A 24,727-nucleotide genomic window follows, 5' to 3' on the forward strand; every position below is an offset into this window, starting at 1 on the left:
TCCGGCTGTCGATGATGGCCGCGCTGGGTTCAGCGGTGCGACCTGCCGCCAGACGCAGCACGGCGCGCAGATCGTCCACCAACGCTTCGAAGCATTCCGCCGCCAGCCAGCGCCACGGCGCGCCCGTCTTCACGATGTAGCGCAGGCCATTGAACACCTCGCGCAGGCTGTGCTCGCGCTGCCCCGCATCCTCGCGCTGAAGCGTCAGATACGGCACGATCAGCGCCCATTCTTCATCGGATACGTCGGACGGATAAGGCTTGCGGACAATCTCCATCCAAGCCTTTGAATCCATTCGGACTCACAAGTCCATAACAGCCTCTAGCGTCTGGACCCATATTGGCAAGTCGTCGGGCTTTTTTGCGCTCCATGGAGCGGACGAGAACAGAATGAGAACGATTCTGCCAACCGGCTAGGTGCCGTCTGTCCCTGACGCCTGATGCTCTTCAGCGAACTCGAAGGGGGTCAGTAGAGTGCGCAGGAAGTCGTAGGCTTCCTCTTCTGTAGTTTCGCCCGCGGCAAGGCGCTTAATGAGATCCGACAGCATCGTCGTCCCTGGTGCGATGTCCCTTTTTATGCTGGTCAGCTCCGCGTCGAGAAAGGGATCGAGGTCGTGGCCATTAATGTTAAGAAATTCGATCATGCTGCCGAGGGCGGCGCGCTTGTTGCCGTCGATGAACGGGTGGTTCTTCGCTATGCGAAGGCAGAGCCTCAGCGCAAGCTTGAGAATATCGTTCTCGCCATTGTAGCTGTGCAGCTGCCACGGCGCTACGAGAGCGGAGTGCAACAGGTTCGCGTCACGGATGCCCGAAGGGCCTCCGAACGCTTGCAACCCGCTCTCGTGAAGCTCAATTACGTCGTCTGGCTGGAGCCAGAAAATCTCACTTGGCAAGATCGGTGAATGTGTTCTTGAAGCGATCGAACATGCGCTCACGCAGCATCTTACGGTCGATATTAGTCTGGGGGCGCGCGGGGAACGCAACGTCCTCGTTAGCTGCTCCCTGGGGAGGGGCCTTCAACAATGCCGTCATGTCGTCCTCCTTCACTGCGGTTGCGGTCAATTCTTATATCGAGGTTTAGAACGCACAGGTCAAGAAAAGGTTGAAATAGCTTACCGTCGGAGGTCTCAGGACTCTTGACGTTTCCGTAATGACTGCCTGGACGCATGAAGCATCTTGTCGGCCTTCTGGGCGAGGTCGTGCCTCGCCCAGGTTTCCCAATGTTCGATCGTTTGCCCCGTCAAAAGCACGGTGGCGTGCATGCCCAGTTGCAGTTGTCTCTCTTGTTCTGGGCGGTCAAGAAGCAATAATATCCAGAGCCGCCAACCGTAATTTCGCAATTGTAGTAATCGTCCCAATAGTTTGCTTCGCAGGTCGACGTGCAGGCGTCGTATGCAGCCATTTCCGAGGGAGTGCATGTGTTGTCCTGCGCACTAGCCACTTCAGGCTGCTGTGGATCGGCGCGTCCCCGCCATTGCTGGCAAGCCCTGGGCCTGCTCGAGGGCCGAGCTTGATTGGCTCGAGCTTGGGTTCGAAGGGCGCGCCCTGGCACATCTCGTGGCGCAATGCGGTTGGTTCTATGAGGAGCGCTGGCCGTGAATGACATTCTTGCGCGGCTCTGAACTGCCGACATATCGCGTACATGCTATCGGCGCGTCTTTTGACGAAGGATCGGCTAAAGTCTCACGGATATCGATGGGATGCCGCCCTACGCTTCTGGTGGAAAGATATCGCTGAGCAGGAAGCTGATATCGAACGCGCCTAGTTGCTGAGCGACATATATGGCGGACATGGAGAGCCAGCCTCCATAGCCTTGACGGCTTGTGAGCGCCATCGATGACGAGCAGATCACCAAGGCTTGGAGATAAGGGCGCTTGTTTTTCAAGCCTCCGATAGTTTTTCCTTTTTTTTGGCAGCCTTGAGAAACTTATCGCGGCGAGTGCTTTGAACACGCCATGGCTTCACCAAAATGCGCGACTGGCCAAGCGCAAGGGCGACATGCCGTGTTTGCCACTGGTCCCGCGCCACGAACTGCATGAGATCAGGCGGCGCAGCCACAAGGGCTATGGAATTGCCTTTTCCAACGGGCCCGATCCGGATGCTCTCCACCCGTTCATCGGTCAGGACAGGACCACGAGATCAACGTGCGACCGAATCGAAGTCAGGGGAACGCAAGCGGCCCGAGCCGTATTCATCCGCCCTAGCCAAAACCAGCTTTCAGAAAATGGGGATAGCGCGAAAAAATCACGGTTCATCGGCCATCAGGTTCGGTTGGGCGGGTAAGGGCATAAGATATGTTAAGTTGGCCTAAACGCAATTGCGTGGAGACGGTGTGAACGTACATGTCATCCGCAAACTTGAACTGGTTGAACCCCTCGAAGGCCTCGAGCAGGAGATGGTCCTATCTGCCTGTAGGGACATTCGTCCGGTGTCGCGCAGGAGGGACATTATCTCCGACGGCGAGTCGCCTGAATTTCTTCATGTAGTCATTGAAGGGTGGGCTGCGCGATATAAAATTCTCAAAGATGGCTCGCGCCGCATCACTGCCTTCATGCTCCCAGGCGATTTTTGTGATCTGCATGCAACTTTGCTGGATGCGATGGACCACGCTATTGTCGCAGTGACCAATTGTCAGATAGCCTATATCGCAAATGAGGAAATAGATCGCATCACTCGTCTGTCGGCCACACTCGCGCGTGCCTTTTGGAGAGCAACGCTGGTGGATGAAGCCATTTTACGGCAATGGCTGGTTAATAGCGGCCGCCGCAACGCCTTTGATGCCGTGGCGCACCTCTTATGCGAGCTGCATTTCCGATCACTTCTGATCGGCCTTGGCACCGATCGCGTCGCATTGCCGCTTACCCAAGAGGATTTAGCCGATGCCTGCGGGCTGACCCCTGTGCATGTCAACCGCATGCTACAACGCATGCGCAGGGAAGGCCTGATTGAAATGGCAGGCGGCGAGCTCTGCGTGCCTGATATCAGGGCTTTGCGGCAGAGCTGCGGCTTTGAGCCGGACTATTTCCATTTGAAGCTTTCGACCGACTATCCCAGCGACCGTCCCGAGCATGCAGGCGATATGACGATGGGAACTTTGTAATGTGCTAAGCTCCCAGGCGCGCGGCCTCAAGCCAGAGTGACAATGGAGACGTCGCCACTGCGGTCGAGAGGTTTGACAATAACTGTCTCACCCATGCGCTCGAAACTGATATCCGCTTTACCACTTCCTACTGACAGGGCCCGAATGTTGAGCGCATTCAAAAAGGTCGGCATGGCCGGTTCGCTGAAAATAATCTGACGCGAAGGGACGTCGAACCGCAACCCAAGACTTGACTGGATCAATGCCAGTGGTGCCGCGGCGGACCAGGCCTGCGGGCTGCAGGCAACAGGGTAAAAGGTGGGACCTTGCGAGCGACGGCGAGGAAAACCGCAGAAGAGCTCAGGCAACCGCATCATGTCTACATAGGTGGCGGCGGCAAACAGCCCCTCAAATATCTGAGCGGCCTGCCGTTGGAAGCCGTAGCGCGAAAAGCCGGCAGCGATGAGGGCATTGTCATGGGGCCAGATCGAGCCATTATGGTAGCTCATGGGGTTGTATCGCTTCTCCGTGGAAGCGATTGTCCTCACGCCCCACCCCGAAAAGGAGGATGGCGCCATCAGCGTGTGTACAACCGTTGCCGCCCGCTCTTCCTTGGCAAGGCCGGTGTAGAGTACATGGCCTGCATTAGACGATCTGACGCGGCACGGACGCTTCTCTCCATCGAGAGCCAGGACATAGGTGCCCAGGGCCGCGTCAAAGAAGGCGGCATCGAACCGATCGCGAAGATCAGCCGCCCTTGCGCGGTAAGTCGATGCCTTGTCGGCCTCCTCGGTGGCCAGGTAGATGGCGGCCGCCGCGTTCCAGGCGCCATAGACATAGGCTTGCACCTCTACCAGCGCGATCGGGCCCTTTGCGATACTGCCGTCAGCATGGAAGATGGAATCGTGACTATCCTTCCAGCCCTGATTTTGAAGTCCCTGGTCAGTCAGCCGCCCATATTCCACGAAACCATCGCCATCCCGGTCACCGTGCACATCAATCCACGCCAGTGCTGCCTCGATCTGGCTCAGGATTGTACGAAGAAATGCGATGTCGCCCGTCCTTTCCAGATAGGCGCCCGCGAGCATGACAAACAGCGGAGTGGAATCAATGCTGCCATAATAATGGCGAAACGGTACCTCGCCCAGTTCTGCCATCTCGCCATGGCGTACCTCGTGCAGGATCTTGCCCGGCTCTGCGTCGGACGCCGGATCAAAACTTATGGCCTGATGCGCGGCGAGATAGCCAAGTACTCCGCGGCTGACGGCTGGATCGAGCCATAGCGTCTGAATTGCGGTAATGAGCGCATCTCGGCCGAACACGGTGCTGAACCAGGGTATGCCAGCATAGGGATAGGGTCCATGTTCGGTCTCGGTAGACAGCATCGAAATGTCTGCAACCGAGCGTCGAGCAACTTCGTTGAACAGGTCATTGGACGAACGGATAGTGGCACCACGTGATCGGGCATGCCGAAGCTCCCGCATCGCCTCACGCAGGCATTTGAGGAATTGCTTGGGAAGAGGCTCCTCTTCTCGCATATGACCGCAGCAAATGCGCGCGAACAAAGTGCAGCGTTCTCCGGGCGCCACATTGACCTCGAACCGGGCGGAGCTTTCCGTTAATTTAAGTGGCGGTGGGTCGAAATGAAGATGAGTGGCGCGCTCAAGATAATCGCGCCCCACATATGAGAGCAAAACTTCCGCAGCACCAACTTTTGGCGGACGCAGCGTACCGCGACGCAAGCGCGTCATTCCGCGAATCTCGAAGAGATCGGCAAAATCAGCTCCGAATGCCAATTCGACGGACATTTTCCGGCTTTGAGTGTCGAAGTTGCGGATTGTGATCCGCTCGTAGATCGCGCCCTTCCATAAGAAGCGTGTGCGCCGCAGATGGATAAGGTCATGCTCAACTTCTACGCGACCATCGTCACCGGGAAAATCCGGGTTGGCCAGGTCACAAGTGAGCATAGCATTGTCGTCCCTCAATGCCGAACTGAGAAGAATTGGACGCATGTTGTTGACGGTGAGATAGAGATGCGAAAGATGCCGCGTATCGCGATGATAGAGGCCTTCAGGGCTGCCGGGCCCAGAAATTGCGTCACCGCTATGATCGAACACTGCAAAGCTGTCGCCATGTTTGAGAGTTCGGGGGCGACGCTCGTGCAAAGAAGCAGTTGCAGGAATGAAGAATTGGGTCTGCGCCTGGGACAGGGCCTGTCCGCCGGCGATACCCGGCAGGTCGGACTCATGCTGGGTCATGGACATGGCAACTCCTATGCGACGATCTGCAGCTCTGCTTCTTCCCCTCGCTGGCGGCGCAGCCATGCGGCGTCCGTGCGCGCGCCGGGCAATCCATGATATAGCGCAGTATAATCGGCGGCCATCCTTGCCGCCGTGAAGCGTGCGTCGAATGCGCTCCGAACCCGCCGCCGATCAAGGTGAGATAATTGCTCGATGGCCGCGACCGCCTCATCCTCGGTATCCACTATAAATCCTGACCGGCCATGTTCGATCACTTCAGGAACCGAGCCGCATCGAAAAGCGATTACCGGCGTGCCGCAAGCCATCGCCTCGATCATTACCAGACCGAAGGGTTCAGGCCAGTCGATCGGAAAGAGCAGCGCGCTTGCATTCCCCAGAAACTCGGCCTTCTGCTGTTCATTGATCTCCCCAACAAAATGTATGTTGGGGTAACGATCGATGAGGGGCGCGATTTCCGTTTCCCAGTATGCCCGATCCACATTGTCGACCTTGGCCGCGATACGAAGCTCTTTGCCGGCCCGCGCGGCGATGCGAATGGCCCGATCAGGCCGCTTTTCGGGTGAGATACGGCCAAGAAAGGCAAGATAAGACTCGTTATCGCCATGACGCGGTGGAAGCAGGTCGGCAGGCAGGCCATGATATATGGTCCCCCCCCAATTAACGGGCGGCATGGGTTTACGCTGATGATCCGAAATGGACACCAGGCAGTGATCGCCAAAGCAACGATAGAAGGGTGGTAGATCGGGTAGGTCGAGGCGTCCGTGAAGCGTGGTCACGGTTCGGCCGATAAAGTTCTGCGCCATTGGCAAATGCAGTAGGTCGATATGGAAATGAAGTGCGTCAAACTCATCTGCACGCTGCCTGACCGCCTCCAGCAACATCATATGATATGGAATGGGGTCAACGATGCCGGGCGTTAGTCGCAAGGCTGCGGGGGTAATGGGAACCAATTCTGCAGCAGTACGCGAATCCCCACTCGCAAAAAGCGTAACATCATGTCCCTGACTGACCAGTTCTTCGGTCAGGTACGAGACAATCCGTTCGGTACCGCCATAATATTTGGGGGGCACGCTTTCAGCGAGCGGGGCAATTTGGGCAATCTTCATGCTGCGATTCCTCGATAGAGACAAGCCCGCAGTCCCCCGAGATGTGCAGGTCGCATGCATAAATGCTAGAGACGCTTAAAGTTGCATGCTGAACCTTTGAGACGGGTATCGCACATAATTTCATCAAGAATATAAGGCCAGAGCCCGACTATACTAACATTGTTTGTTGATCTATGTTTCTTTTGTGCCTTCGTCCATTTGGGATCTGGCTTCTTCCGCTGCGCGAATTAGGGCGTGCCCCGTTCCTTCTGCGGCTTCGGCCGTCAAAGTGATGGCAATACCATTGGGACCATCGAGCATGACGAGGCCGGCATCGGCCGAAGCCGTCCCAATATCATTATGAATTCCAGGCGTTGGCATGGACAGTCCTCCTGAAGTTGCGAGGGAACGACCAACCGCAACTTCCGGTTCCTTCAGTGTTGCCGGTCCAGAAAAAGATAGGAAGGATCGAATTCTCCCAGTTGGGCAAGGGCAGCTAGGTCAGCGATATGCACCTGATCGCGGCGCACCTCCATCAGGCCGCGCTCCTTCAATTCACGCAGCATCCGGTTCATATGAACGGGGGTTATCCCGCATGCTTCGCCCAAATCCGTTTGCGTCATGGGAAGCTGAAAGTTCGTGCCATCGCTTCGTCCCACAGCCCGCAATTTTGCCTCTATCTCACAAAAGAAATGGCTGACCCGTGCAAGTGCGTCCAGGCGACCCAGACGGAAGATCCATTCGCGGTGCATGGCGGCGTCCAGCAACGTTGCGAACCAGAGTAATTTGCTTAGATGAGGGCGCGTGACCATCAGCTGATCAAGCGCACCATGGGGCACCAGGGCCACCTTGCAACTTGTCAAGGTTGCCAGGTCATGATCGAGGTGGCCAAGCGGGTAACCGTGAAGATCAACGAAATCACCCGCGACATGGACCGCAACGAGTTGGCGCGCGCCCTGGCGATCGTCCATATAGCGGCACATGAAGCCTTCGATCAGATAGGTGCTGAATCGGACTGGATCATCACGCGAAATCATTGTCTTGCGTGCCGCTATGGTCCGTAGATCTGAAACTGCGGTTTCGAGTGCCTCGAGATCTCCAGCAGTGAGTTGGTCACGCCTGCGGTTACGGAGCAGATCGGCAAAAATCATGGAGGCATCCAGCGCTGAAGGAAGATTGACGTAGATGGGACTAGCATAGGCCTTTTTCCCTTCGGGCAGATACTGAAATCGGGTGAAGGCCGATTTTTCTATCCCCTACGCCTTAACAATCTTGATCCTGTTTAGTCTGATTTTGCGGAACGGGGGGCCGCTTTCCGAATTCTTCCTATATATCAAAAATCGGAAGGCTTATCGGTGGCTACTCAGCTTGAACATAGCGGTTCGCAGTTTCTTCGGCAGGATTTCCAGGAGCAACTAAGCCACTGGAACAAGCGGCGGCTTTCCCCCGCCTTTCCCGAGGACGCGACTCCCCGGCAGTTTGATCAAGACCGGACAATGTTGCGGCTGGAGCATGCATTTATCGAGGAGTTGCGCCAAGAGGTTGTGAAGGAGGCTTCGCTTGCGCCTGCTGATCCTGACGCATTTGTCGAATGGTTCGAAGCGCTCAAGGCATCCGGGCCCGGACAGCATGATCCGCTTTTTCCCTGGTTGGCAAATGAGGCCGATAAGGACCAGTTGCGCTGGTTCCTGTCGCAGGAAGCAGCCGGTGAGGCAGGGTTCGATGACCTGGTAGCGATGACGCAGGTCAAGTTGCCGGCCCGAGCCAAGCTCGAACTGGCGCGCAATTATTGGGACGAGATGGGACGAGGCAACCCCAAGGGAATGCATGGCCCCATGTTGGGACAACTAGTCGACATTCTCGAACTCGACACCCAAATTGAACATACTGTCTGGGAAAGTCTGGCACTTGCAAACGCCATGACCGCCATGGCGTCGTCACGCTGCTATGCATGGCATAGTGTTGGCGCGTTGGGTGTTATCGAGCTTACGGCTCCAGACCGATCGGCGCATACCGCCAAGGGCTTGCGGCGTATCGGTTTGTCCGGCTCAGAGCGCCGCTATTTCGATCTGCACGCAGTTCTCGATATTAAGCATAGCCGCGACTGGAATGACGAGGCGATCAGGCCGCTGGTGGAGGAGGATCCTCGGCGTGCCAGAGCAATGGCCGAGGGCGCGCTGATCCGGTTGCATTGTGGCGCTCGCTGTTTCGACCGCTATCGCACTCATCTAGGAGTAGCATGATGGACCGTTCAATACTGCTGGTTGAGGATGATCCAGCGATTGCGCAAATCATCGTCGAAATGCTGGAGGGGGCGGACTATGCGGTCGATGGTCCCCATATGACCTTGTCCGACGGCCTTGAAGCGCTTGCCAGACAAATGCCTTCAGGTGCCGTGCTCGATATTCGGCTAAAAAAGGGGGATGTGGGCCTTCTGGCAGATGATCTTGATCTCTACGACATTCCCTATGTGTTCTGCTCGGGCTCTTTTGATCATCCTGCCGTCGCGGGACATCCCTCCGCACCGCTCATTCCCAAGCTTGCCATGGGAAAGCGGTTGATCCCGACTTTGCAACGCATGCTCCATTAGAAATGGATTAGGGATTCGACGAAGGGCTACCGAGACGGGCCCAAGCGTCGTGCTCGGCGAAGATCGGCGCGATATTGGCTGTCATTTTCTGTAATCCGGCAATATCGATCAGCCTCACCAATGCCTTTTGACGCTCCACGAGGCCGCTGCTGTCCAGGCGTTTGAGGGTTCGATTGACGTGGACGGCGGTCAGACCAAGCAGCTCACCGAGCTGCTGCTGTGTGAGTGGGATTTCAAAACGGTCTTCCATGGCAACGCCTGATGATTTCGCGCGGTCATGTAGGTCAAGGAGGAAAGCTACCATCCGCTCGAGGGCGGAGGTTGCGCCCAGCCAGGAAAGATTTTGCATGAGCGCTACCCGTTCCTTTTGGCTGCTCAGAAAAAGGCCTGTGGCGAGGCGCGGACTATCCATCAGCAATTTGCCGATCGCGGCATTGGAGATAGGACAGATAACTGCATCTGTAAGGGCTTCCAGCGTCTCCCCGGCATGAACAAGGGAAAGGCTGGGAAAGCCGAGCATGTCGCCGGGCAGATGCACTTTGACGATCTGCCTGCGGCCATCACGCAGCATCACCGACGAGCTGACCCAGCCCTTCAATAAGAAGAAAACCCCGGATACTTGGTCGCCTTCTCGTCGGATGATATGATGCCGCTTTACAGAACGCTGGCTGCTCGTCCAGCCTTCCGCGATCCGAGTTTCGGTAGATGTCAGGGGCACGAATTCGTCAAGGCGATGATAAGGTGGCAGCATGATCTCTCCGCAAGTCCGGAGCGTCCATCCGTCATTCGCTAACCCAGCGCATTTACAAGGATCAGTCACAAGCCAGCATTTTTTGCTGATCGCCCGTCGCGACTGATCCAGTTTAATCGTTGCCACTTGCAAGTTTGAAGCGCGCGATTTCCATCCTCGCCTCAGCAACTGGCGGAGAAATCTTTTTGGCAGACACATATGGAAGTGATTGGCACAAAAAGCAGGGGGCGGGGGCCATCGGGATTACCCGATGTCCTGCCGCACATTTGCGGCCGGCCGCCTCGTCGACCTGGGCCGCCGCATTCCCTGCGGCAAATAATCCATCATTGCCATTCCAGACGAAGCGTCCGAAGGCCTGATAGGGATATGCCAAAGCCCATTATCGAAACTCCATGAGGCCTCCCCAATCCGGTTTCATGAAGCACGGGGCGGGGCGGAGAACCGCAAACGAAACGCACTATCCGCCCTCCATCAGCGAGCCAAGGACGCTGGGTTCCACCAAAACTCAAGTCCCCGAGCCATGTTGAGATGCCCGGTCACGATGGGCACCAGGGATGTTGCAAATTGCTGCACGAGTGAACATCTCCGGTCGCGCAATAGGCTCTGAGCGTTTCGAGCGTCTCCTGATGTCTCTTGATCTGTGCTTCGATTTAGGCGGCGTCGAAACCGGCTCCCTTCTTTTCCTTGAGCATGAGAAGCGTTTTTTGCCGTACAGCCATCGAGGAAGGGGTTGGCACAATCGCGAGAGATGTTTCGCTCGCGGCCGCAGCCAGTTTCATGGCGGATTCGGTATCAGCCTTGATCATCGAGACCACGAGCGTCTTGACCGAAGCTGACTGGCTGTTTGCCAGGGCTAAGTTGGAACTTCCTATTTCGACCGCATCGCTCTTGGTGGCAAAGCTGGCAAAAACCTATCCCGGCTTTTCCGCCACCGGGACCTGCTCAACCATATTGACGTCATTGAGCGGCGCCGCACCATTTTCCGTGGATATAGTGTCGGCCTACTGACCGCCTCCACCGATGGTCAGCACCGTCAATGATAGCGCCTCAATCGCGAACTGCATCCTTATCAATCGTCTCCCGCATTTTACCGTGTAGACGCGTCCACCCGGGGCTTTCAGCCTCGCTCCCGCTGGGAGCCTTCCTTGGCGCCCATCGTTAGAAGGGGTTCCAATCTTGGAGGACGAAAGATGGGCATATTCAGCAAAATCAGGGACAGGATTTTTGGGCATGATGGCGCGGAAGCCAGCGCAAAACCTACTCCTTCCTCGACAGGAACATCCAATCCAGGTCCTGCGTCGACGCCTGTTCCAGCACCTGCCACGTCGCCAGCCGCCTCCGTCCCGGCGCCTGAGTCTACATCCCCTGTCGCGGTTGATGTCGGCGCTGTGCTTTTAGCCATGGCTGATGCCAAGGAAGGAGGCGGAAATTATCAGACTTCTATCGTTGACCTGTTGAAGCTGCTCGACCTGGATTCAAGCCTAGCCGCACGTAAGGAGCTGGCCGAGGAACTTTCCGTGAGGGTAGGCGCGGACGGCAGCGCGGAGCAGAATATCGCACTTCACCGGGCTGTCATGGCGAAGCTATCCGCAAATGGGGGAGTGGTCCCTGAAAGTCTGCGCCACTGACTGCTCTATGCTCAGCGGGCTCATGAAGACCTTGGCTTGGCGGCTGGCGAGGTTGACATGGTTGCGCAGAAACGGCCCCGCGGCGACGGGGCCGTTCTTTCATCAGGCGATACCGGCGCCGCCAGTTACCCCATAAACCTCACCGGTAATATAACTGCCTTCCTGAGACGCGAGCAGCACATAGACGGGCGCTATCTCGACGGGCTGACCGGGGCGACCGAATTGGCTCTGTTCACCGAATTTGGTGACTTTGTCTTGCGGTTGGCCGCCGCTTGGCTGAAGAACCGTCCAGAAGGGACCAGGCGCGACCACATTGGCGCGGATGCCCTTCTCGATGAGTTGTTTTGCCAGCGCCTTGGTGTAGGCGACGATGCCGGCCTTGGTAGTGGCATAGTCCAGCAGGATGGCTGATGGCTCGTAGGCCTGCACAGAGGCGGTGGTGATCACAGACGCACCAGCTGGAAGATGCGGAACAGCCGCCTGCGTGATCCAGTGCATGGCGTAGAGATTTGTCTTGAGCGTAGTGTCAAAATCTTCCGAGCTCACCGCGCCCACATCGTCGCGATATTGCTGATGGCCAGCGTTGATCACCAGAATGTCAAGTCCGCCAAGGCCCGAGACTGTCTCATCGACAAGCTCGAGACACCAGCGTTCATCGGTAATGTCCCCAGGCAGCGCGACAGCCTTGCCGCCTTCAGCCTCGATCAAGTCTATCACTGACTTTGCGTCTGCTTCTTCGCTTGGAAGATAGGAAATGGCGACATCGGCGCCCTCACGCGCAAATGCAATGGCTACGGCCCGTCCGATACCGCTGTCGCCGCCGGTAACGAGCGCTTTTCGTCCTTGCAGCTTACCCGAGCCGACATAGCTGTCTTCGCCATGATCGGGCTTGGGGTCCATGTCCGCGGCTATGCCTGGAACAGGCTGTGGCTGCTCGGGAAAAGGGGGCTTTGGATATTGCTCGCGCGGGTCCTGCATGGTGAGACGCTCTGCCATATTGGCTCCTTGCTGGTAGGGACAGGGACATTGTCCTGAGATGCCGTTTCAAGCGGCACAGCAAATTACGAGCCGTCTGGCCATCTGGTTCCACGGAGTAGCCGAAAGAAGCCCGGCTCAATCAAGTGCCTGAACCAGACCAAGAAATTATCGCCGGTCGCAACGGCCCGTTCGATTGCCGCGAATCAAAGTGACGCTGCTTCCGGCAGATATCGCATGAATATCAAATCGATCCATGTTGCAGCATCCGGGCCGAAGGCGACATCGACAGAGCTGAGGGAAGCACAGGAAATCCGGTCGGGAATTGATCTGGTTAAGCATAATTTTTCCGGCAAGGCCGAAACACCCGGGCGCCATCAGGCTTTAAGATCAGGCACGAAACTTAGGAGCAGTAATGGCTAAGGTGCAAGATGCCGCATTTTATCCCGCGCCCAGAACCCATGTGGGAACGAGCGATCTGAAGGCTCGCATGGTGGCCGTTGCGGAATTTTTGAAAAGCCCCACGATGGTCGGCTCGTCATTCCCAGCGTCCCACTGGCTGATAGACCGGATGCTGCAAGGCGTCGACTGGCCTTGTGTGACCACGATGGTGGAATATGGGCCAGGTACCGGTGTTTTCACGAGCGCCATCCTTGCTCGCCTTCAACCCTGTGCCCGGCTGATTGCCATCGATACCAGCCCGTCATTCACCGACCATCTGGCCTCGACGATCACAGATGAGAGATTGCACGTCGTTACGGGGTCGGCTGCCGATGTGCAGCATATCATGGCCGAGCTAGGTCAATTGCAGGCCGACTGCATTATATCGGGACTGCCCTTTTCTACCCTTGAGCCTGAAGTTGCGACGCAAATCATTGATGGCAGCGTTCAAATCCTGTCTCCCGACGGGGTCTTCATGGCCTATCAGATGCGGACTGCTGTGCGCGCGCTCCTCGAGCGTCGGTTCGACATGGTGCGCGCCGCATATGAATGGCGCAATATCCCACCATGTCACCTATATTGGGCATCCAAGCCCGACAGACAAAGAAGACGGTGAACTGGGGGCCTCACGTGGCTGCTCATCGCCTGCCTCATAGCCGCTGATTACAGACCGGGCGGTATGCTCAGTAGCAACATTCTCGTGTACGGCTGGGTCCTTCTACGGATTCTTGCCATGCCAAGACCCCAAATCGACGAATATGGCGATGAAAACCGGAACGACGCCGACGATGGAAGCGCTGGTCTTCCAAGTCGGCGCTCGGACATTTTTCGTCGGTGGCCAGCATCAAGCGCCCTCAAGCAGAATTTCGCCGTCCTCCTCACCGTGCCAATAATGGATGCGCTTGCCGACGACCTGGATCAGGATAAGCCCGGGCGTTTGCGGACCGTGCGGCCACCATCGTTCCAATCCCTTGCTCCAATGTGCCTCCAACTGCGCCTGATCCTTGACCAACATAGCCCGACCTTCCACCGAAACGAAGAAGGGGCGGTGGCCCAGCAGGCCTGATTTGCCCTGATAACTTACATTGACAGCCGGATTCGTCGCAATATCTGAGGCCATCAATGTATTTTCGTCGGTGAAGAACCAGGCGGTGCCGTCATAATCCACTTCGCGATTATTGCTCATCGGGCGCGATCCGATGGCACCATTTTCAGTATGGGTGGCAAGCATCGCGAAATCGATTTCCTTCATTTTTCGCGACAGATCTTCAAGTGTCAGAGGCATGGCTCTCTCCTTTCGGGCTCAACGCGTGAATGAGCCTATCGGTCCAAGACGAGAGGGATTAGTGGTCTGCAAGTTTGTAGGCCTGTGAAGGCAATTCCCCTGCGTCTTGCCCGCTGGCCCGGGAGGACCGGCGACCGCCCCGGACCATTTCTTCGATCCAGGTCAGCAGCAATTGGTTATACGCACGCCGGCAACCCTCATCCCGCAATGAATGGTCGGCGCCTTTGAGGATACGATAGCTCAAGGAATTGCTGTTGTGGAAAGCGGACATGTAGGAGCTGATTGTCGCGTGCGGGACATAATCGTCATTCTCTGATTCTACGATAAGCACATCTCCTGCAAATCGTTCGCACGCGGCGAGCGCCTTATCCTCCCGGCCGGTACGGAAGCGCGCCCGATAAGCGTTGATTAGGTCTCGATCGAGCATTGCTTTGGGGACATCCCAATGCTCGTCTGGATAGAGAGCCGGCACACGCAAGGCGAGCCAGTTGACCGGACGGACCGCTGTGAGAAGGGCGGCAAGATATCCGCCATAACTGGTGCCAACGACCGCAATTGCAGAGGGATCGACCTGGTCCTGGCCGACAAGATAGTCATATGCGGCCACGGCATCGGCAAGGCCATGCGATCGTGTCACCTTGTTTCGTTCCTCAGCGTGTCTGGCATGTCCTCGTAGATCAAAGGTGAAGCAGATACAGCCTAGCTGCGCGATCTCTTCGGCTCGAACCATATCCTGATCGCGCGAACCGCCCCAGCCATGGATGAAGAGGATGCCAGGAACCAGCTTGTCCGGTGACAGGATGGTTGCCTCGAGACTTTCCCCCTCAACGTCAAAACATGTTTGGTTGCCTGTCATTCCAACTCCATTACATATTTGGTCATGGGCCCTGCGACCGGGTCGATACCGCTATAATAGAGGGTGCTCCCCTCCGGCGCGGCGTCGACTTCACCATAAATCTCCATCGTCGCGCATGTCACCGTGGAACGTTCGCGATCACGTGCGAATGCTTCAAAAGCGGCTATCTCGGCGCCGCTCGCGCCGCCTGCGCGCCAGCTTTGCTCAAGCACGCCCACGCGCATTTCCCCGGTGGCATTCACGCCGGCAGCGACATCATAATTGCGGCGGGAGGCCATCAGCTCGGGATAGAATTTCGAGACAATCGCGTCATATGCGATCGCTTTCTCGATTGCCTGTTTCAAATCATCGGCAAGTTCGAGCGCCGCCAGTTGTTGAAAGCCGCCCCTCACGACATGCAGGGTCGAACCGCCATAGACTACGGCGCCTTCATTGTTGGTAGCGAGGCGTTGAGTGCCCCAATAGGAAATTGTTTCGCCAAATAGCCATGTCATTCCGACACTGTAAGTGACGACGTTGTCGAGATTTTGTTCAATTACGACGCCATGGCGCGCAATGTTTTTCGCATCAAGCTGTGCGATCGCCTCTTCCAGTCCCTGGGGCGAGGTCGCAACATATTGTCCAAGCCCTGCAGTCGCTTCAACTTCCTTCAGACGGATCGAGCCGTGCTGAAGTAGATCCAGGCTCGCGGCGCGAACAGTATCGATATCGAAAGCTGACCAGCCAGAGAGGACATATGGCGCAAGAGCAGCGCCCAGTTCAGGGCGCCATCCCGTGGGTATTGAATCATTGGGCTGGAAAAGCGGATGCGTGATGACCTTGCTTCCCACAAAGCCGTGGGGAACCACGCCACCGTAAATTTGACTCTCGTTGCGGATGCCCAGCTGAACAGCTACGGCCAGTTCAATCGTGCCTGGAGGAATGAAGAGCGTATGATGTGGATCATCGGGCTCACGGACTGTCGAAGGTTCATGCTCCACGAATGTCGCCCCGCCCAGCCGGGCTATCCTTCGCGCAAGTTCCGCTCGTGCAACCCGGTCATGTTCGTTGTTCATGGTGCCAGCCAGCACGGGAAAGATTTTGACTAGGCGGGTTTGATGAAAACTGGCCATTAAACCTCTCGGATCCTGGAGAAGCTGCCGTCAGGCAGTTCTTCAACAACCCGGTCTTACGCTTTTATATCCATTTGCCCTGTGCGGCAGAATTGTGCTTCGCGGGTTCAACGTGGCGGTAGGCGAGAAAGCCACTGGGCACGGGTTAGCGGCGGGAGAGGGATCGAGATGAGAAGGGATTTCGCGCGGTTTAAGCCGTATTCGCCTCAGCCATTGGATCAAGACCTTTCTCTAAATTGTCGCCACCAGGGCATCTCTCCGCCCATATGGCGCTCATCTTGTATAAAATGATCCATGATCTCATTCATATGATCAGCGCACGCTCGCACTAGTACCCAACTTGGATCGCTCATGTTCTGGATAGCAAGGTTTCGCAGAAGAGCGATTTCCTCGGCCATCAGCGTAAGTGCTTCGACATCATCACGCATCCGTAATTCCCGGCCTTTCCTGGCTCCTCTCAATGGCTTCAACTCCACGGGACCGTGAAATATCCGTGATCCCGATCTTCTGGCGCGCTCAGTGCGGGATCATTTGTGCCGCCCATCCATTTTTGAGCAAAGGAGAAAAGCGATGATCCAAACGCATTGGCCCAGGACATTGACGATCGTTCGGCACGGCCAAAGCGCAGGCAATGTTGCGCGAGACGCTGCCATTGAAGCTGATATTGACCGTATCGATGTATTGGATCGCGATGCAGACGTGCCCTTGAGCGATCTTGGTCGCGATCAGTCGCGCGCACTTGGTCGCTGGTATTCCAGACGGATGCCCCATGATCGGCCCGATATCCTCCTTGCGTCGCCCTATCGACGCGCCTGCCAGACCGCTGATCTTTTCCGTAGCGCGGGAGGCTGTGGGCAGGACGTGGACATTTGCTTTGATGAGCGCTTGCGGGAAAAGGAATTCGGAATACTCGACGGGTTGACAACGACCGGCATCCGCAGCCTCGAACCGCAACAGGCCGAGTTCCGAAGGGTGCTCGGAAAATTCTATCATCGGCCGCCCGGTGGCGAGAGCTGGTGTGACGTCATACTGCGTCTGCGATCCGTCATGGATACGATCGCGCTCCATCATGCGCAGAGGCATGTAATGATCTTCACCCACCAAGTGGTAGTGCTATGCTTGCGTTACATTATCGAAGGCATGAACGAGGCCGAGATACTGGAGATAGACCATGAGGCAGACGTCGCCAATTGTGCCATCACCGAATATGCGTTTGATGAGAGCAAGGGCGCGCGTGGCGGACTATCTCTTAAGCGCTATAATGTAACAGCCCCGGTCGAACAGGAAGATACGCCCGTAACTCGCTCGCCAGACGCCATCGCGGGCGCTCGCGGATGAGCTGCAAGGCACTCGATAAGGCATGGCTGCTGCAACACCCATTGCCGGCAATCGAGCATGGCGCCGACAAAAATGATCGCGGCCGGGTTTTAGTGGTGGGCGGCGGTGAATTCGTACCAGGGGCTCTGCGCCTTACCGGCGAAGCTGCCTTGCGCGCTGGCGCGGGGAAGCTCCAATTGGCAACGGTGAGATCTGTGTCACTTTCGCTGGGCGTCTTGGTTCCAGAAGCCGCAATGATTGCGCTGCCTGTTGACAGCGACGGAGAGATCGCGCCGGAAGCCGCAGACATTCTGCTCGCGCGAACGGCAGCCTGTGACACGCTTGTGCTGGGACCTGGAATGAGCAATACGCCAGGCACCGAGGCATTCATCAATAATTTCTTCGATAGTCTCGTCTGGCCGGGTTGTCTTATTCTCGACGCCGCTGCACTTGTAGCGCTGCGCAGGCTCGACCAATCCAGATGGCATCCGAAAGATGTCATTTTCACCCCGCATCATGGTGAGATGGCTGCTTTGACCGGCTTATCTGTAGAAGCGATTGAAGCGGATCCGGCAGCGATTGCCATCGAAATGGCTGGTCGCTGGAACGCTGTCATTCTGCTCAAGGGAAAGGAGAGCTACTTGGCGTCCCCTAACGGAGAGTGCCTTGTCTTTACCGGTGGATGCGTCGGGCTCGGGACGGGTGGCTCGGGTGATGTCCTTGCCGGTCTTGTCGGTGGCCTGGCTGCTCGGGGTGCCTCTGCGTTTAGGGCAGCAGCCTGGGGTGCTTGGGCCCATGGTCAGGCCGGAGCGGAACTGGCGGGGAGAATGGGCCAGATCGGTTTTCTTGCGCGCGAGCTTCTGCCGCTCATTCCTGCTATAATAGACGGACAGCTAACCAGAGCCTCCTGATCCTGAGGACATTTCCTCCTTCAAATGTCCTGCTGCGTGCAAGCGTAACCCCCGGTTCCCACGTTGAACGCCTCCCGATCCTGGCGGTCGATGGCCAGACGTGAAAGGCGCAGCGGACCGCTTCGATGCGCAACCGCTTAAACGCAGCTGGGCATTTGCAAAAATTGTGCTCGCTTCACATCAGTTTAGTTAAATCCAGAGAGGGTACTTCGTCCGCCATATCGAGAGATGGACGGGAACTCTATCTACCGATGGACGCTTGCATGAGATGGCCATCACTCCACGCCAGAGAGGCGCAACACGGGCAAAACGACATCATGCGCCCGCCCGAGCAAAATTTCTCGATCGCATAGAGCGGTTTTTTGCCGGAAAGGACGTGCTTGGCGGACCGCTGCTCCTTGCAACGTTCGCCGCGCTTGTCTTCACCAATAGTCCATTGCGTGAGATTTACGAGGGTTTCTGGGATACGCCGCTTCATGTTGGCTTTGGCCGGTCGTCGGTAAGCCATAGCCTCGCGGAATGGATTGACCATGCGCTCCTCCCCCTGTTCTTCATCATCATAGGCGCAGATGTGAAGCGCGAGCTCGTACGCGGTGCTCTCTCGCACTTGCGCACGGCCGTTCTTCCAGTCGCAGGTGCCCTTGGCGGGATGCTCGTGCCTGTTTTCCTCTTCTGGCTGATCGCCCGCGACAGCGATGCCATCAAAGGTTGGGGCACGGTCATCACCATGGATACCGCTTTCGGCTTGGCGCTGATCGGTCTGTTTGCCGCACGTCTGCCAGATGCTGTCCGTGCGCTTTTTCTAGCGTTTGCAGCGATAGATGACATTGGCGGTCTGCTGGTTATCGCTGGTGCCTACAGCGACACTATTCATATTGATGGCCTTTTGATCGCGGCTTTTGCCTTTGCCGTCATCTATCTGCTGCGCCGACTGCGCTGGGGCGCACATATTCCATATGTGCTGCTTGCGCTGGTGCTCTGGGTCGGCATCCTGCGATCGGGCATCCATACGACGATTGCAGGGGTGCTTCTTGGTTTTCTCGTCCCAGTCTATCCTCGTCTGGCTCGCAAGGAATTTGCGGCGAATGTTCAGGGCGAAATTGATGAATTCCAGCATGCGCATCGCTTGGCCGCTGAAGAAACCCGCACGCACGATGCCGATCGCTCGGAAAAGAAAGCGCAGGAGGGTCTGGGCTATCTACACGAAATGACTGGCGCCACTCATTCCGCGGGCGAGCGGGTCATAACCTTGCTTGCACCTTGGGTGAGCTATGTTGTGCTGCCGGCATTTGCCCTCTCCAACGTGCGGGTTCATATAAGCTCTGATCTCATCGATACTATGTTTAGCTCAGCCCTTGCGCCTGCCATAATGATAGGCCTGTGTCTGGGAAAACCCTTGGGCTTTCTCAGTTTCAGTTGGCTTGCGACCCGTTTGGGACTTGCGGATTTGCCAGATAAGGTTCGCTGGTCGATGATCGCTGCGATAGGATCGATAGCCGGCATCGGCTTCACGATTTCGCTCTTTATATCCGGGCTGGCGTTCAGCGACGACAGGCTTCAAGAAACTGCATCCCTTGCGATCCTTGCCGCTTCGGCTCTGGCAGGCATAACCGGCTATGTGGCACTTCGGTTCGCCGCGCGTGGTTCGATAGAAGAGGGGCAACCACAACAGGTGCATTAATGTGCATGGCGCTCAAGCTATTGTTCGCCAAGCAGATATTGCCGCCTTTTGAATTTCCTTGGTCCAGAAATTCTGTCCATCATAATCTTTGATGAGATCCTGTCTGATTTCAATTTCCGCATAGCGCAGATTTCGCGCAAAGGCGTGAAGAGCTATGGTGTAGTCGGTCGAGTCCATGCGGTAAGGCTCGTTGTCACCCACACATCTCGTCTTCTCGCTTTGTAGTCGCGAGAGCATGGTCCTGGCGAAATCCGTTCGCCCAAGCCAGTGAAGAACCCCTATTTCCCAGGGGCGTTGGAAATCGTTTAAAATCGGTGTGAAGCTATGTAGCGAAATCAGAACTGTATCACGGCCGGCCGCCTGCCTGGCGTCAAGAATGCCAGCTATCGCGGCATGGTAAGGCGTGTGGACAGCGGCAACCCTGGCTTGCTTGACCGCGTCTTTCAACGCGTCATTGCCAGGGATGAATGTACCGTCAGATCGAGCCACTATGGCATCTGGATGCGCCGGGTCCCGGTTACAGTCGATTACCAGGCGCGAATAAGTCTGATGGATGAAAGGGGCGTCAAGCAGACAGGCCAATTGTCTGCCAAGACCCCTTACGCCGATATCGACGAAGATATGCCGCGCCCGGTCTGCAGCGGTGATACCCAGGTCTCCTAGCGCCGCCGGAACGGCGGTTCCTGCGTGATCGCCGATCAACAGGAACGCGGAACTACCTTCCGCGTTGTCGATGGCGAACGGCGGCGGATCATTCGGACCCAATAATGTCGTCGCCTCTGGGGCCATGGGGATACTCCTTTCATGCCGTTGCTGACGATCAACCATGTCACGACCTACCGCTATCAGCAGCCTGTGTCGCTGGGCGAACATCGCATCATGATGCGTCCGCGCGAAGCCTTCGATCAACGCTTGCTATCTGCCCGCCTCGATATCGACCCGCATCCGGCTGAATTGCGTTGGCTGCATGATGTATTTGGTAATTCCGTGGCGGTCGCCTCGTTCAAAAGCCGTGCATCCCATTTGACTGTAACCAGTGAGGCGACGCTGGAACATGCGCCACTGACGAGGAAGCATGTCGATGTGGAGCCCTATGCTCGGCTCTTCCCGTTTACCTATTCGTCGGAGGATATGCCCGACCTACTGCGTTCGATCGAAAGGCAGCATCTTGACCCCGAACGGGTGGTCGACGATTGGGCCCGCGGGTTCGTCCGCAATGACGGAAATACCGAGACGGTTGACTTGTTGGCACGTATCGCGACCGGCATACAGCGCGGCTTCACTTATGTTCCGCGGCATGAGAAAGGCACCCAATCTCCCATAGAGACGCTACGCAAGCGCCAAGGCACCTGTCGCGACTTCGCGGTGCTGATGATCGAAGCGGTGCGAGCACTCGGCTTTGCGGCACGCTTTGTGTCGGGCTATGTCTATAATCCCTTCCGACGTGCGGGCGTGGTTGGAGGCGGCAATACCCATGCTTGGGTACGCGTCTTCCTTCCAGGTTCGGGCTGGGTCGAGTTTGATCCCACTAATGGGATCATCGGAAACCGCGGGCTCATCCGCGTTGCGATCGCGCGCGATCCCTATCAGGCGCTGCCGCTGTCGGGCACATGGTTCGGCCTGCCCGCCAGCTTCCTTGGCATGGATATCAGCGTCGACGTCCAGCGCGCCGATCCGGCGATATTCCCCAACATAGGCCATGGCGCGGTCAACAGCCGGCTTGCCGGCGCTCAAGGGAAGTCATCCATATGCTGATCCGCTGCGGCTACGATATTGAATTTTCCACTGATATGCAGGTGGCAATGATGGCGATGCTCAGCGTCCACCCATCGCGGCATAAGGATCTGCGCACGTCGCAGCGACTGAATGCGAGCCCCGACATCCCCCTCTATCATTTTGAGGATGGGTTTGGAAATGTGGCTTCGCGGCTGACCATCCCACCAGGCAATGTTATTTTGTCCTGCGATTTCGTGATCGAAGATAGTGGCCAGCCGGACCGGCAACTGCCTGGTGGACCGCAAGCGCCGGTCGAGGAATTGCCCGATACAGTAATCCCGTTTCTGCTTGGCAGTCGTTATTGTGAGACCGATCGGCTGATGGATGTCGCCTGGGCTAATTTCGGCCATCTGTCCACCGCGCGTGACCGGGTCGGTGCGATCGTCAATTTTGTTCATCAACATATCGAGTTTGGCTATCGTCATGCCCGCGCTGACAAGACCGCGTGGGACGCTTATCAGGAACGACAGGGCGTGTGCCGCGACTTTGCCCATCTCGCCATCGCGCTTTGCCGCTGCATGAACATCCCGGCTCGCTATTGCACTGGCTATCTGGGCGACATCGGAGTGCCGCCTGCGGACGCGCCGATGGACTTTAGCGCCTGGTTCGATGTGTATCTTGCCGGTGACTGGTATAGCTGCGATGCGCGCCACAATATCCCTCGAATTGGCCGTATCCTCATGGCACGCGGCCGCGACGCCACCGACGTTGCCTTGACCACCGCCTTTGGCCCTGCAAATCTGATAGGCTTCCAGGTCCACACCGATGAGGTGTCTTCCATTGACTGATCCTGACGCCAATCCGTTGCTGCAGCCTTGGGAAGGCCCGCTGGGAGCGCCTCCTTTTGGGCGGGTGCGCAGCGAGGATTTTGTGCCAGCGCTTGCGACCGCGATTAGTTGGCACGAGGCAGAGATCGCAGCGATCGTCGGGCAGGATGCACCGGCGACTTTCGACAATAGTGTCGCTGCGCTGGAGCGGTCAGGGCAGGCGCTAGCCCGAGTAAGGCGGCTATTCTGGACCCTTTCCTCGGCGCACCGTACGCCCGGCATCCGCGCAATCGAGGCTGAAATGTCGGCGTGTCTAAGTGCCCATTCGGTCGCGATCAGCCATAATATCGCATTGGCTGCGCGCATCTTGGCGGTTTACTCCGTGCGGCATGAGAGCGGCCTTACCGCAGAGCAGATCCGACTGGTGGAAACCTGTCACGCCGGCTTTCTGCGCGGCGGCGCAGCTCTGGCATCGGCTGACAAGGAGCGCTTTGCCGCAATTGACGCACGGCTTTCGGCGCTCTCGGTGCAATTCGGGCAGAATGTGCAAGCCGCCACAACCGGCTGGGTGCTCGATCTTGGCCCGCAGGATCTGGCGGGGTTGCCGCAGTCTATATGTGAGGCAGCGGCTGGGCGCGCGAGCGCGAGGGGGCAACCGGGGCGCTATCATTTCACGCTCGACCGCACCGATTATGAGGGCTTTCTCACTTTCTCGGAGCGCCGCGATCTGCGTGAAGCATTGTGGCGGGGCTTTACCAGCCGCTGCGATGGTGGTGCGCACGACAATTGGCCGATCATCGCTGAAATTCTCGCATTACGCCAGGAGCGGGCGAAGCTGCTGGGCTATGCCGACCATGCGCACTATGCGCTCGACGAGAGTATGGCGCATGATCCAGCAGCAGCGACAAAGCTGATGCGGCAGCTCTGGGGGCCGGGCAAACGCCGGGCCGCGGAGGAAGCGGCGGACCTGCAAGCGATGATCAACGCAGAGAAAAGAGGCTTTGCTCTATCGGCGTGGGACTGGCGATTTTATGCAGAAAGGGTCCGCCGTGCCCGCTACGCGCTGGATGGTGAGGCACTAGCGAGGCATCTGCGTCTCGACGCAGTGCGGCAGGCCGCCTTCGACACCGCCGGACGCCTGTATGGGCTGAACTTTGCGAGGCGTGCCGATATTGTCGGCTATCATCCCGATGTCTGGGCCTGGGAAGTGACGGACGCAGACGCTAATGCTGTGGGCTTGCTTTTTACCGACTATCTCGCTCGGCCGGAAAAACATGGCGGTGCCTGGATGGGCAGCCTGCGGGTTCAGGAGACAATGGATGGAGATGTCCGCCCGATCATTTACTTGGTCGCCAATTTTGCCCCGGCGCCGCCACCCGATCGCGGCGCGACGCGGCTTTCGATCGATGAGGCGCGCACGCTGTTCCACGAATTTGGCCATGCGCTTCACGGGCTATTGTCCCGTGTGACCTATCCGAGCCAGTCAGGTACGGCGGTGGCACGGGACTTTGTGGAATTTCCCAGCAAATTCATGGAAAACTGGATCGTCAGCCCAAAGGTGCTCGCTGGCTTTGATGTGCCAGAAGAGCTGATTACCGCAATCGGCAAGGCGGAGGGCTATGGTCAAGGTTTTGGCACGGTGGAGCTGATCGGTTGCGCGCTCGTCGATCTTGCCGTTCACCAAAGCCCGCAAGCGAAGGTGGATCCGCGTGGCTTTGTCGAGACGGAGCTTAGCAAGTTGGGAATGCCTCGTGAAATCGGGCTTCGTCACCGGCTCCCTTATTTCACGCATGTTTTTGACGGTGGCTATTCTGCGGCTTATTACAGTTACGCATGGTCCGAAGTGTTGGATGCAGATGCTTTCGAGGCATTTGTCGAGAAGGGTGATATTTTTGATCCGCCGTTGGCTGCGCGCTTCCGCGACGAAATATTGGCGGCCGGTGATAGTCGAGACCCTCTGGAGTCGTTTTATGCGTTTAGGGGGCGCTACCCGCAGGCTGAAGCTCTGATGCGAGCGCGACATCTTGTGGGGGCTTGAGAGTGGTTGGGCTTTGCGTCGGTCCGATCATCGGCACGAGGCTCAAACCTCTATCTTCTGACACCGGTTGCAGTGACATTGCTGCGCGAGACGCAGACATTAATGACCATCCTAGGCCCCGGCTATCGCCGTACGGAAGGAATGCGACCCGGCTTGCCAGGATTGCGCACGATGT

The 24,727-nt window shown here is 57.1% G+C and carries 27 protein-coding genes; 12 read left to right on the forward strand and 15 right to left on the reverse strand.

What is annotated here, in order from left to right:
* The 3 genes from JQK15_RS22710 to JQK15_RS22720 all read right to left on the reverse strand — a co-directional run.
* The coding region (locus JQK15_RS22710) for a transposase (protein WP_214868246.1) at positions 1-277 on the reverse strand (277 nt) is incomplete at its 3' end.
* Between the two features lie 135 nt (positions 278-412).
* Complete coding sequence (locus JQK15_RS22715; protein WP_353047255.1) at positions 413-934, reverse strand: type II toxin-antitoxin system death-on-curing family toxin; 522 nt, start codon at positions 932-934, stop codon at positions 413-415.
* Positions 882-1,031 carry a hypothetical protein gene (locus tag JQK15_RS22720; RefSeq protein ID WP_214868249.1) on the reverse strand — a complete coding sequence of 50 codons (150 nt, stop codon included), beginning with the start codon at positions 1,029-1,031 and terminating at the stop codon, positions 882-884. Before JQK15_RS22720 ends, JQK15_RS22715 begins: the two co-directional genes overlap by 53 nt.
* 1,300 nt (positions 1,032-2,331) lie before the next feature.
* On the opposite strand from JQK15_RS22720, the gene JQK15_RS22725 reads away from it, so the two are divergent.
* Entirely contained in the window at positions 2,332-3,099 is a 768-nt protein-coding gene (locus JQK15_RS22725) for a Crp/Fnr family transcriptional regulator (protein ID WP_214868251.1), read from the forward strand.
* Positions 3,100-3,125: 26 nt separating this feature from the next.
* On the opposite strand, the gene JQK15_RS22730 is transcribed toward JQK15_RS22725, so the two are convergent.
* From JQK15_RS22730 to JQK15_RS22745, 4 genes are all read right to left on the reverse strand, one after another.
* Positions 3,126-5,342 (reverse strand): amylo-alpha-1,6-glucosidase, encoded by a 2,217-nt coding sequence (locus JQK15_RS22730; protein ID WP_214868253.1) that lies wholly within the window; start codon positions 5,340-5,342, stop codon positions 3,126-3,128.
* Between the two features lie 8 nt (positions 5,343-5,350).
* A complete protein-coding gene (locus tag JQK15_RS22735) occupies positions 5,351-6,445 on the reverse strand; it encodes a glycosyltransferase family 4 protein (RefSeq protein ID WP_214868255.1) in 1,095 nt (364 codons plus the stop codon).
* Positions 6,446-6,616: 171 nt separating this feature from the next.
* Positions 6,617-6,805 carry a hypothetical protein gene (locus JQK15_RS22740; protein WP_214868257.1) on the reverse strand — a complete coding sequence of 63 codons (189 nt, stop codon included), beginning with the start codon at positions 6,803-6,805 and terminating at the stop codon, positions 6,617-6,619.
* Between the two features lie 53 nt (positions 6,806-6,858).
* Complete coding sequence (locus tag JQK15_RS22745) at positions 6,859-7,575, reverse strand: Crp/Fnr family transcriptional regulator (protein WP_214868258.1); 717 nt, start codon at positions 7,573-7,575, stop codon at positions 6,859-6,861.
* 204 nt (positions 7,576-7,779) lie between these two features.
* Between JQK15_RS22745 and JQK15_RS22750 the strand changes: the two genes are divergently transcribed.
* Both JQK15_RS22750 and JQK15_RS22755 read left to right on the forward strand, forming a co-directional pair.
* A complete protein-coding gene (locus JQK15_RS22750; RefSeq protein ID WP_214868260.1) occupies positions 7,780-8,667 on the forward strand; it encodes an iron-containing redox enzyme family protein in 888 nt (295 codons plus the stop codon).
* Positions 8,664-9,014, forward strand: a complete 351-nt coding sequence (locus JQK15_RS22755; protein ID WP_251007980.1) for a response regulator transcription factor — start codon at positions 8,664-8,666, stop codon at positions 9,012-9,014. The genes JQK15_RS22750 and JQK15_RS22755 overlap by 4 nt, the downstream gene beginning before the upstream one ends.
* Before the next feature lie 7 nt (positions 9,015-9,021).
* Here JQK15_RS22755 and JQK15_RS22760 read toward each other — a convergent pair whose 3' ends face one another.
* Together JQK15_RS22760 and JQK15_RS27065 are read right to left on the reverse strand one after the other, a co-directional pair.
* Complete coding sequence (locus JQK15_RS22760) at positions 9,022-9,765, reverse strand: Crp/Fnr family transcriptional regulator (RefSeq protein WP_214868262.1); 744 nt, start codon at positions 9,763-9,765, stop codon at positions 9,022-9,024.
* A gap of 650 nt (positions 9,766-10,415) precedes the next feature.
* Positions 10,416-10,637: a DUF4142 domain-containing protein gene (locus tag JQK15_RS27065; RefSeq protein ID WP_353047258.1), complete on the reverse strand. Its 222-nt coding sequence runs from the start codon at positions 10,635-10,637 to the stop codon at positions 10,416-10,418.
* On the opposite strand from JQK15_RS27065, the gene JQK15_RS27070 reads away from it, so the two are divergent.
* A complete protein-coding gene (locus tag JQK15_RS27070; protein ID WP_251007981.1) occupies positions 10,564-10,773 on the forward strand; it encodes a hypothetical protein in 210 nt (69 codons plus the stop codon). The two genes, JQK15_RS27065 and JQK15_RS27070, sit on opposite strands and share 74 nt — an antisense overlap.
* 182 nt (positions 10,774-10,955) lie before the next feature.
* Positions 10,956-11,393, forward strand: a complete 438-nt coding sequence (locus JQK15_RS22770; protein ID WP_214868264.1) for a DUF3597 domain-containing protein — start codon at positions 10,956-10,958, stop codon at positions 11,391-11,393.
* Between the two features lie 102 nt (positions 11,394-11,495).
* Here JQK15_RS22770 and JQK15_RS22775 read toward each other — a convergent pair whose 3' ends face one another.
* On the reverse strand, positions 11,496-12,389 hold the full coding sequence (locus JQK15_RS22775) for an SDR family oxidoreductase (protein ID WP_214868265.1): 894 nt from the start codon (positions 12,387-12,389) through the stop codon (positions 11,496-11,498).
* Positions 12,390-12,783: 394 nt separating this feature from the next.
* Between JQK15_RS22775 and JQK15_RS22780 the strand changes: the two genes are divergently transcribed.
* The gene (locus JQK15_RS22780) at positions 12,784-13,425 is read left to right on the forward strand and encodes a class I SAM-dependent methyltransferase (protein WP_214868267.1); all 642 of its coding nucleotides are present in this window, start codon (positions 12,784-12,786) and stop codon (positions 13,423-13,425) included.
* A 228-nt stretch (positions 13,426-13,653) separates the two neighbouring features.
* On the opposite strand, the gene JQK15_RS22785 is transcribed toward JQK15_RS22780, so the two are convergent.
* From JQK15_RS22785 to JQK15_RS22800, 4 genes are all read right to left on the reverse strand, one after another.
* Positions 13,654-14,094 carry a pyridoxamine 5'-phosphate oxidase family protein gene (locus JQK15_RS22785; RefSeq protein WP_214868269.1) on the reverse strand — a complete coding sequence of 147 codons (441 nt, stop codon included), beginning with the start codon at positions 14,092-14,094 and terminating at the stop codon, positions 13,654-13,656.
* A gap of 58 nt (positions 14,095-14,152) precedes the next feature.
* A complete protein-coding gene (locus tag JQK15_RS22790; RefSeq protein ID WP_214868271.1) occupies positions 14,153-14,950 on the reverse strand; it encodes an alpha/beta hydrolase family protein in 798 nt (265 codons plus the stop codon).
* Positions 14,947-16,062 carry a DUF3182 family protein gene (locus JQK15_RS22795; RefSeq protein ID WP_214868273.1) on the reverse strand — a complete coding sequence of 372 codons (1,116 nt, stop codon included), beginning with the start codon at positions 16,060-16,062 and terminating at the stop codon, positions 14,947-14,949. The genes JQK15_RS22790 and JQK15_RS22795 overlap by 4 nt, the downstream gene beginning before the upstream one ends.
* A gap of 218 nt (positions 16,063-16,280) precedes the next feature.
* Positions 16,281-16,490, reverse strand: a complete 210-nt coding sequence (locus JQK15_RS22800) for a hypothetical protein (RefSeq protein ID WP_214868275.1) — start codon at positions 16,488-16,490, stop codon at positions 16,281-16,283.
* Positions 16,491-16,632: 142 nt separating this feature from the next.
* On the opposite strand from JQK15_RS22800, the gene JQK15_RS22805 reads away from it, so the two are divergent.
* The 3 genes from JQK15_RS22805 (at position 16,633) to nhaA (ending at position 19,971) form a co-directional block, all read left to right on the forward strand.
* Complete coding sequence (locus JQK15_RS22805; RefSeq protein WP_214868277.1) at positions 16,633-17,400, forward strand: histidine phosphatase family protein; 768 nt, start codon at positions 16,633-16,635, stop codon at positions 17,398-17,400.
* On the forward strand, positions 17,397-18,290 hold the full coding sequence (locus tag JQK15_RS22810) for an NAD(P)H-hydrate dehydratase (RefSeq protein WP_214868279.1): 894 nt from the start codon (positions 17,397-17,399) through the stop codon (positions 18,288-18,290). Before JQK15_RS22805 ends, JQK15_RS22810 begins: the two co-directional genes overlap by 4 nt.
* A 268-nt stretch (positions 18,291-18,558) precedes the next feature.
* Positions 18,559-19,971 (forward strand): Na+/H+ antiporter NhaA, encoded by a 1,413-nt coding sequence (nhaA, locus tag JQK15_RS22815; protein ID WP_214868281.1) that lies wholly within the window; start codon positions 18,559-18,561, stop codon positions 19,969-19,971.
* Between the two features lie 12 nt (positions 19,972-19,983).
* Here the strand turns inward: nhaA and JQK15_RS22820 are convergent, their stop codons facing one another.
* The gene (locus tag JQK15_RS22820; protein ID WP_214868283.1) at positions 19,984-20,760 is read right to left on the reverse strand and encodes an N-formylglutamate amidohydrolase; all 777 of its coding nucleotides are present in this window, start codon (positions 20,758-20,760) and stop codon (positions 19,984-19,986) included.
* Positions 20,761-20,775: 15 nt separating this feature from the next.
* On the opposite strand from JQK15_RS22820, the gene JQK15_RS22825 reads away from it, so the two are divergent.
* The 3 genes from JQK15_RS22825 to JQK15_RS22835 are packed head-to-tail and all read left to right on the forward strand — an operon-like array spanning position 20,776 to position 24,552.
* A complete protein-coding gene (locus JQK15_RS22825; RefSeq protein ID WP_214868285.1) occupies positions 20,776-21,726 on the forward strand; it encodes a transglutaminase family protein in 951 nt (316 codons plus the stop codon).
* Positions 21,720-22,535, forward strand: coding sequence for a transglutaminase-like domain-containing protein (locus tag JQK15_RS22830; protein ID WP_214868287.1), 816 nt, complete (start codon positions 21,720-21,722; stop codon positions 22,533-22,535). Before JQK15_RS22825 ends, JQK15_RS22830 begins: the two co-directional genes overlap by 7 nt.
* Complete coding sequence (locus tag JQK15_RS22835; RefSeq protein WP_502956864.1) at positions 22,513-24,552, forward strand: M3 family metallopeptidase; 2,040 nt, start codon at positions 22,513-22,515, stop codon at positions 24,550-24,552. The genes JQK15_RS22830 and JQK15_RS22835 overlap by 23 nt, the downstream gene beginning before the upstream one ends.
* The last annotated feature ends 175 nt before the right edge of the window (positions 24,553-24,727 follow it).

Source organism: Sphingobium sp. BHU LFT2 (assembly GCF_018604485.1).
GTDB classification, from domain to species: Bacteria; Pseudomonadota; Alphaproteobacteria; order Sphingomonadales; family Sphingomonadaceae; genus Sphingobium; species Sphingobium yanoikuyae_A.

Coding starts and splice junctions, on each gene's coding strand:
- JQK15_RS22810 (WP_214868279.1), top strand. CDS start 17,397: ATGAGCTGCAAGGCACTCGATAAGGCATGGCTGCTGCAACACCCATTG.
- JQK15_RS22775 (WP_214868265.1), bottom strand. CDS start 12,389: ATGGCAGAGCGTCTCACCATGCAGGACCCGCGCGAGCAATATCCAAAG.
- JQK15_RS22820 (WP_214868283.1), bottom strand. CDS start 20,760: ATGGCCCCAGAGGCGACGACATTATTGGGTCCGAATGATCCGCCGCCG.
- JQK15_RS22835 (WP_502956864.1), top strand. CDS start 22,513: ATGAGGTGTCTTCCATTGACTGATCCTGACGCCAATCCGTTGCTGCAG.
- JQK15_RS22830 (WP_214868287.1), top strand. CDS start 21,720: ATGCTGATCCGCTGCGGCTACGATATTGAATTTTCCACTGATATGCAG.
- JQK15_RS22745 (WP_214868258.1), bottom strand. CDS start 7,575: ATGATTTTTGCCGATCTGCTCCGTAACCGCAGGCGTGACCAACTCACT.
- JQK15_RS22780 (WP_214868267.1), top strand. CDS start 12,784: ATGGCTAAGGTGCAAGATGCCGCATTTTATCCCGCGCCCAGAACCCAT.
- JQK15_RS22825 (WP_214868285.1), top strand. CDS start 20,776: ATGCCGTTGCTGACGATCAACCATGTCACGACCTACCGCTATCAGCAG.
- JQK15_RS22720 (WP_214868249.1), bottom strand. CDS start 1,031: ATGACGGCATTGTTGAAGGCCCCTCCCCAGGGAGCAGCTAACGAGGAC.
- JQK15_RS22735 (WP_214868255.1), bottom strand. CDS start 6,445: ATGAAGATTGCCCAAATTGCCCCGCTCGCTGAAAGCGTGCCCCCCAAA.
- nhaA (WP_214868281.1), top strand. CDS start 18,559: ATGGCCATCACTCCACGCCAGAGAGGCGCAACACGGGCAAAACGACAT.
- JQK15_RS22790 (WP_214868271.1), bottom strand. CDS start 14,950: ATGACAGGCAACCAAACATGTTTTGACGTTGAGGGGGAAAGTCTCGAG.
- JQK15_RS22795 (WP_214868273.1), bottom strand. CDS start 16,062: ATGGCCAGTTTTCATCAAACCCGCCTAGTCAAAATCTTTCCCGTGCTG.
- JQK15_RS22800 (WP_214868275.1), bottom strand. CDS start 16,490: ATGCGTGATGATGTCGAAGCACTTACGCTGATGGCCGAGGAAATCGCT.
- JQK15_RS22785 (WP_214868269.1), bottom strand. CDS start 14,094: ATGCCTCTGACACTTGAAGATCTGTCGCGAAAAATGAAGGAAATCGAT.
- JQK15_RS22760 (WP_214868262.1), bottom strand. CDS start 9,765: ATGCTGCCACCTTATCATCGCCTTGACGAATTCGTGCCCCTGACATCT.
- JQK15_RS22805 (WP_214868277.1), top strand. CDS start 16,633: ATGATCCAAACGCATTGGCCCAGGACATTGACGATCGTTCGGCACGGC.
- JQK15_RS22770 (WP_214868264.1), top strand. CDS start 10,956: ATGGGCATATTCAGCAAAATCAGGGACAGGATTTTTGGGCATGATGGC.
- JQK15_RS22755 (WP_251007980.1), top strand. CDS start 8,664: ATGATGGACCGTTCAATACTGCTGGTTGAGGATGATCCAGCGATTGCG.
- JQK15_RS22730 (WP_214868253.1), bottom strand. CDS start 5,342: ATGTCCATGACCCAGCATGAGTCCGACCTGCCGGGTATCGCCGGCGGA.
- JQK15_RS22740 (WP_214868257.1), bottom strand. CDS start 6,805: ATGCCAACGCCTGGAATTCATAATGATATTGGGACGGCTTCGGCCGAT.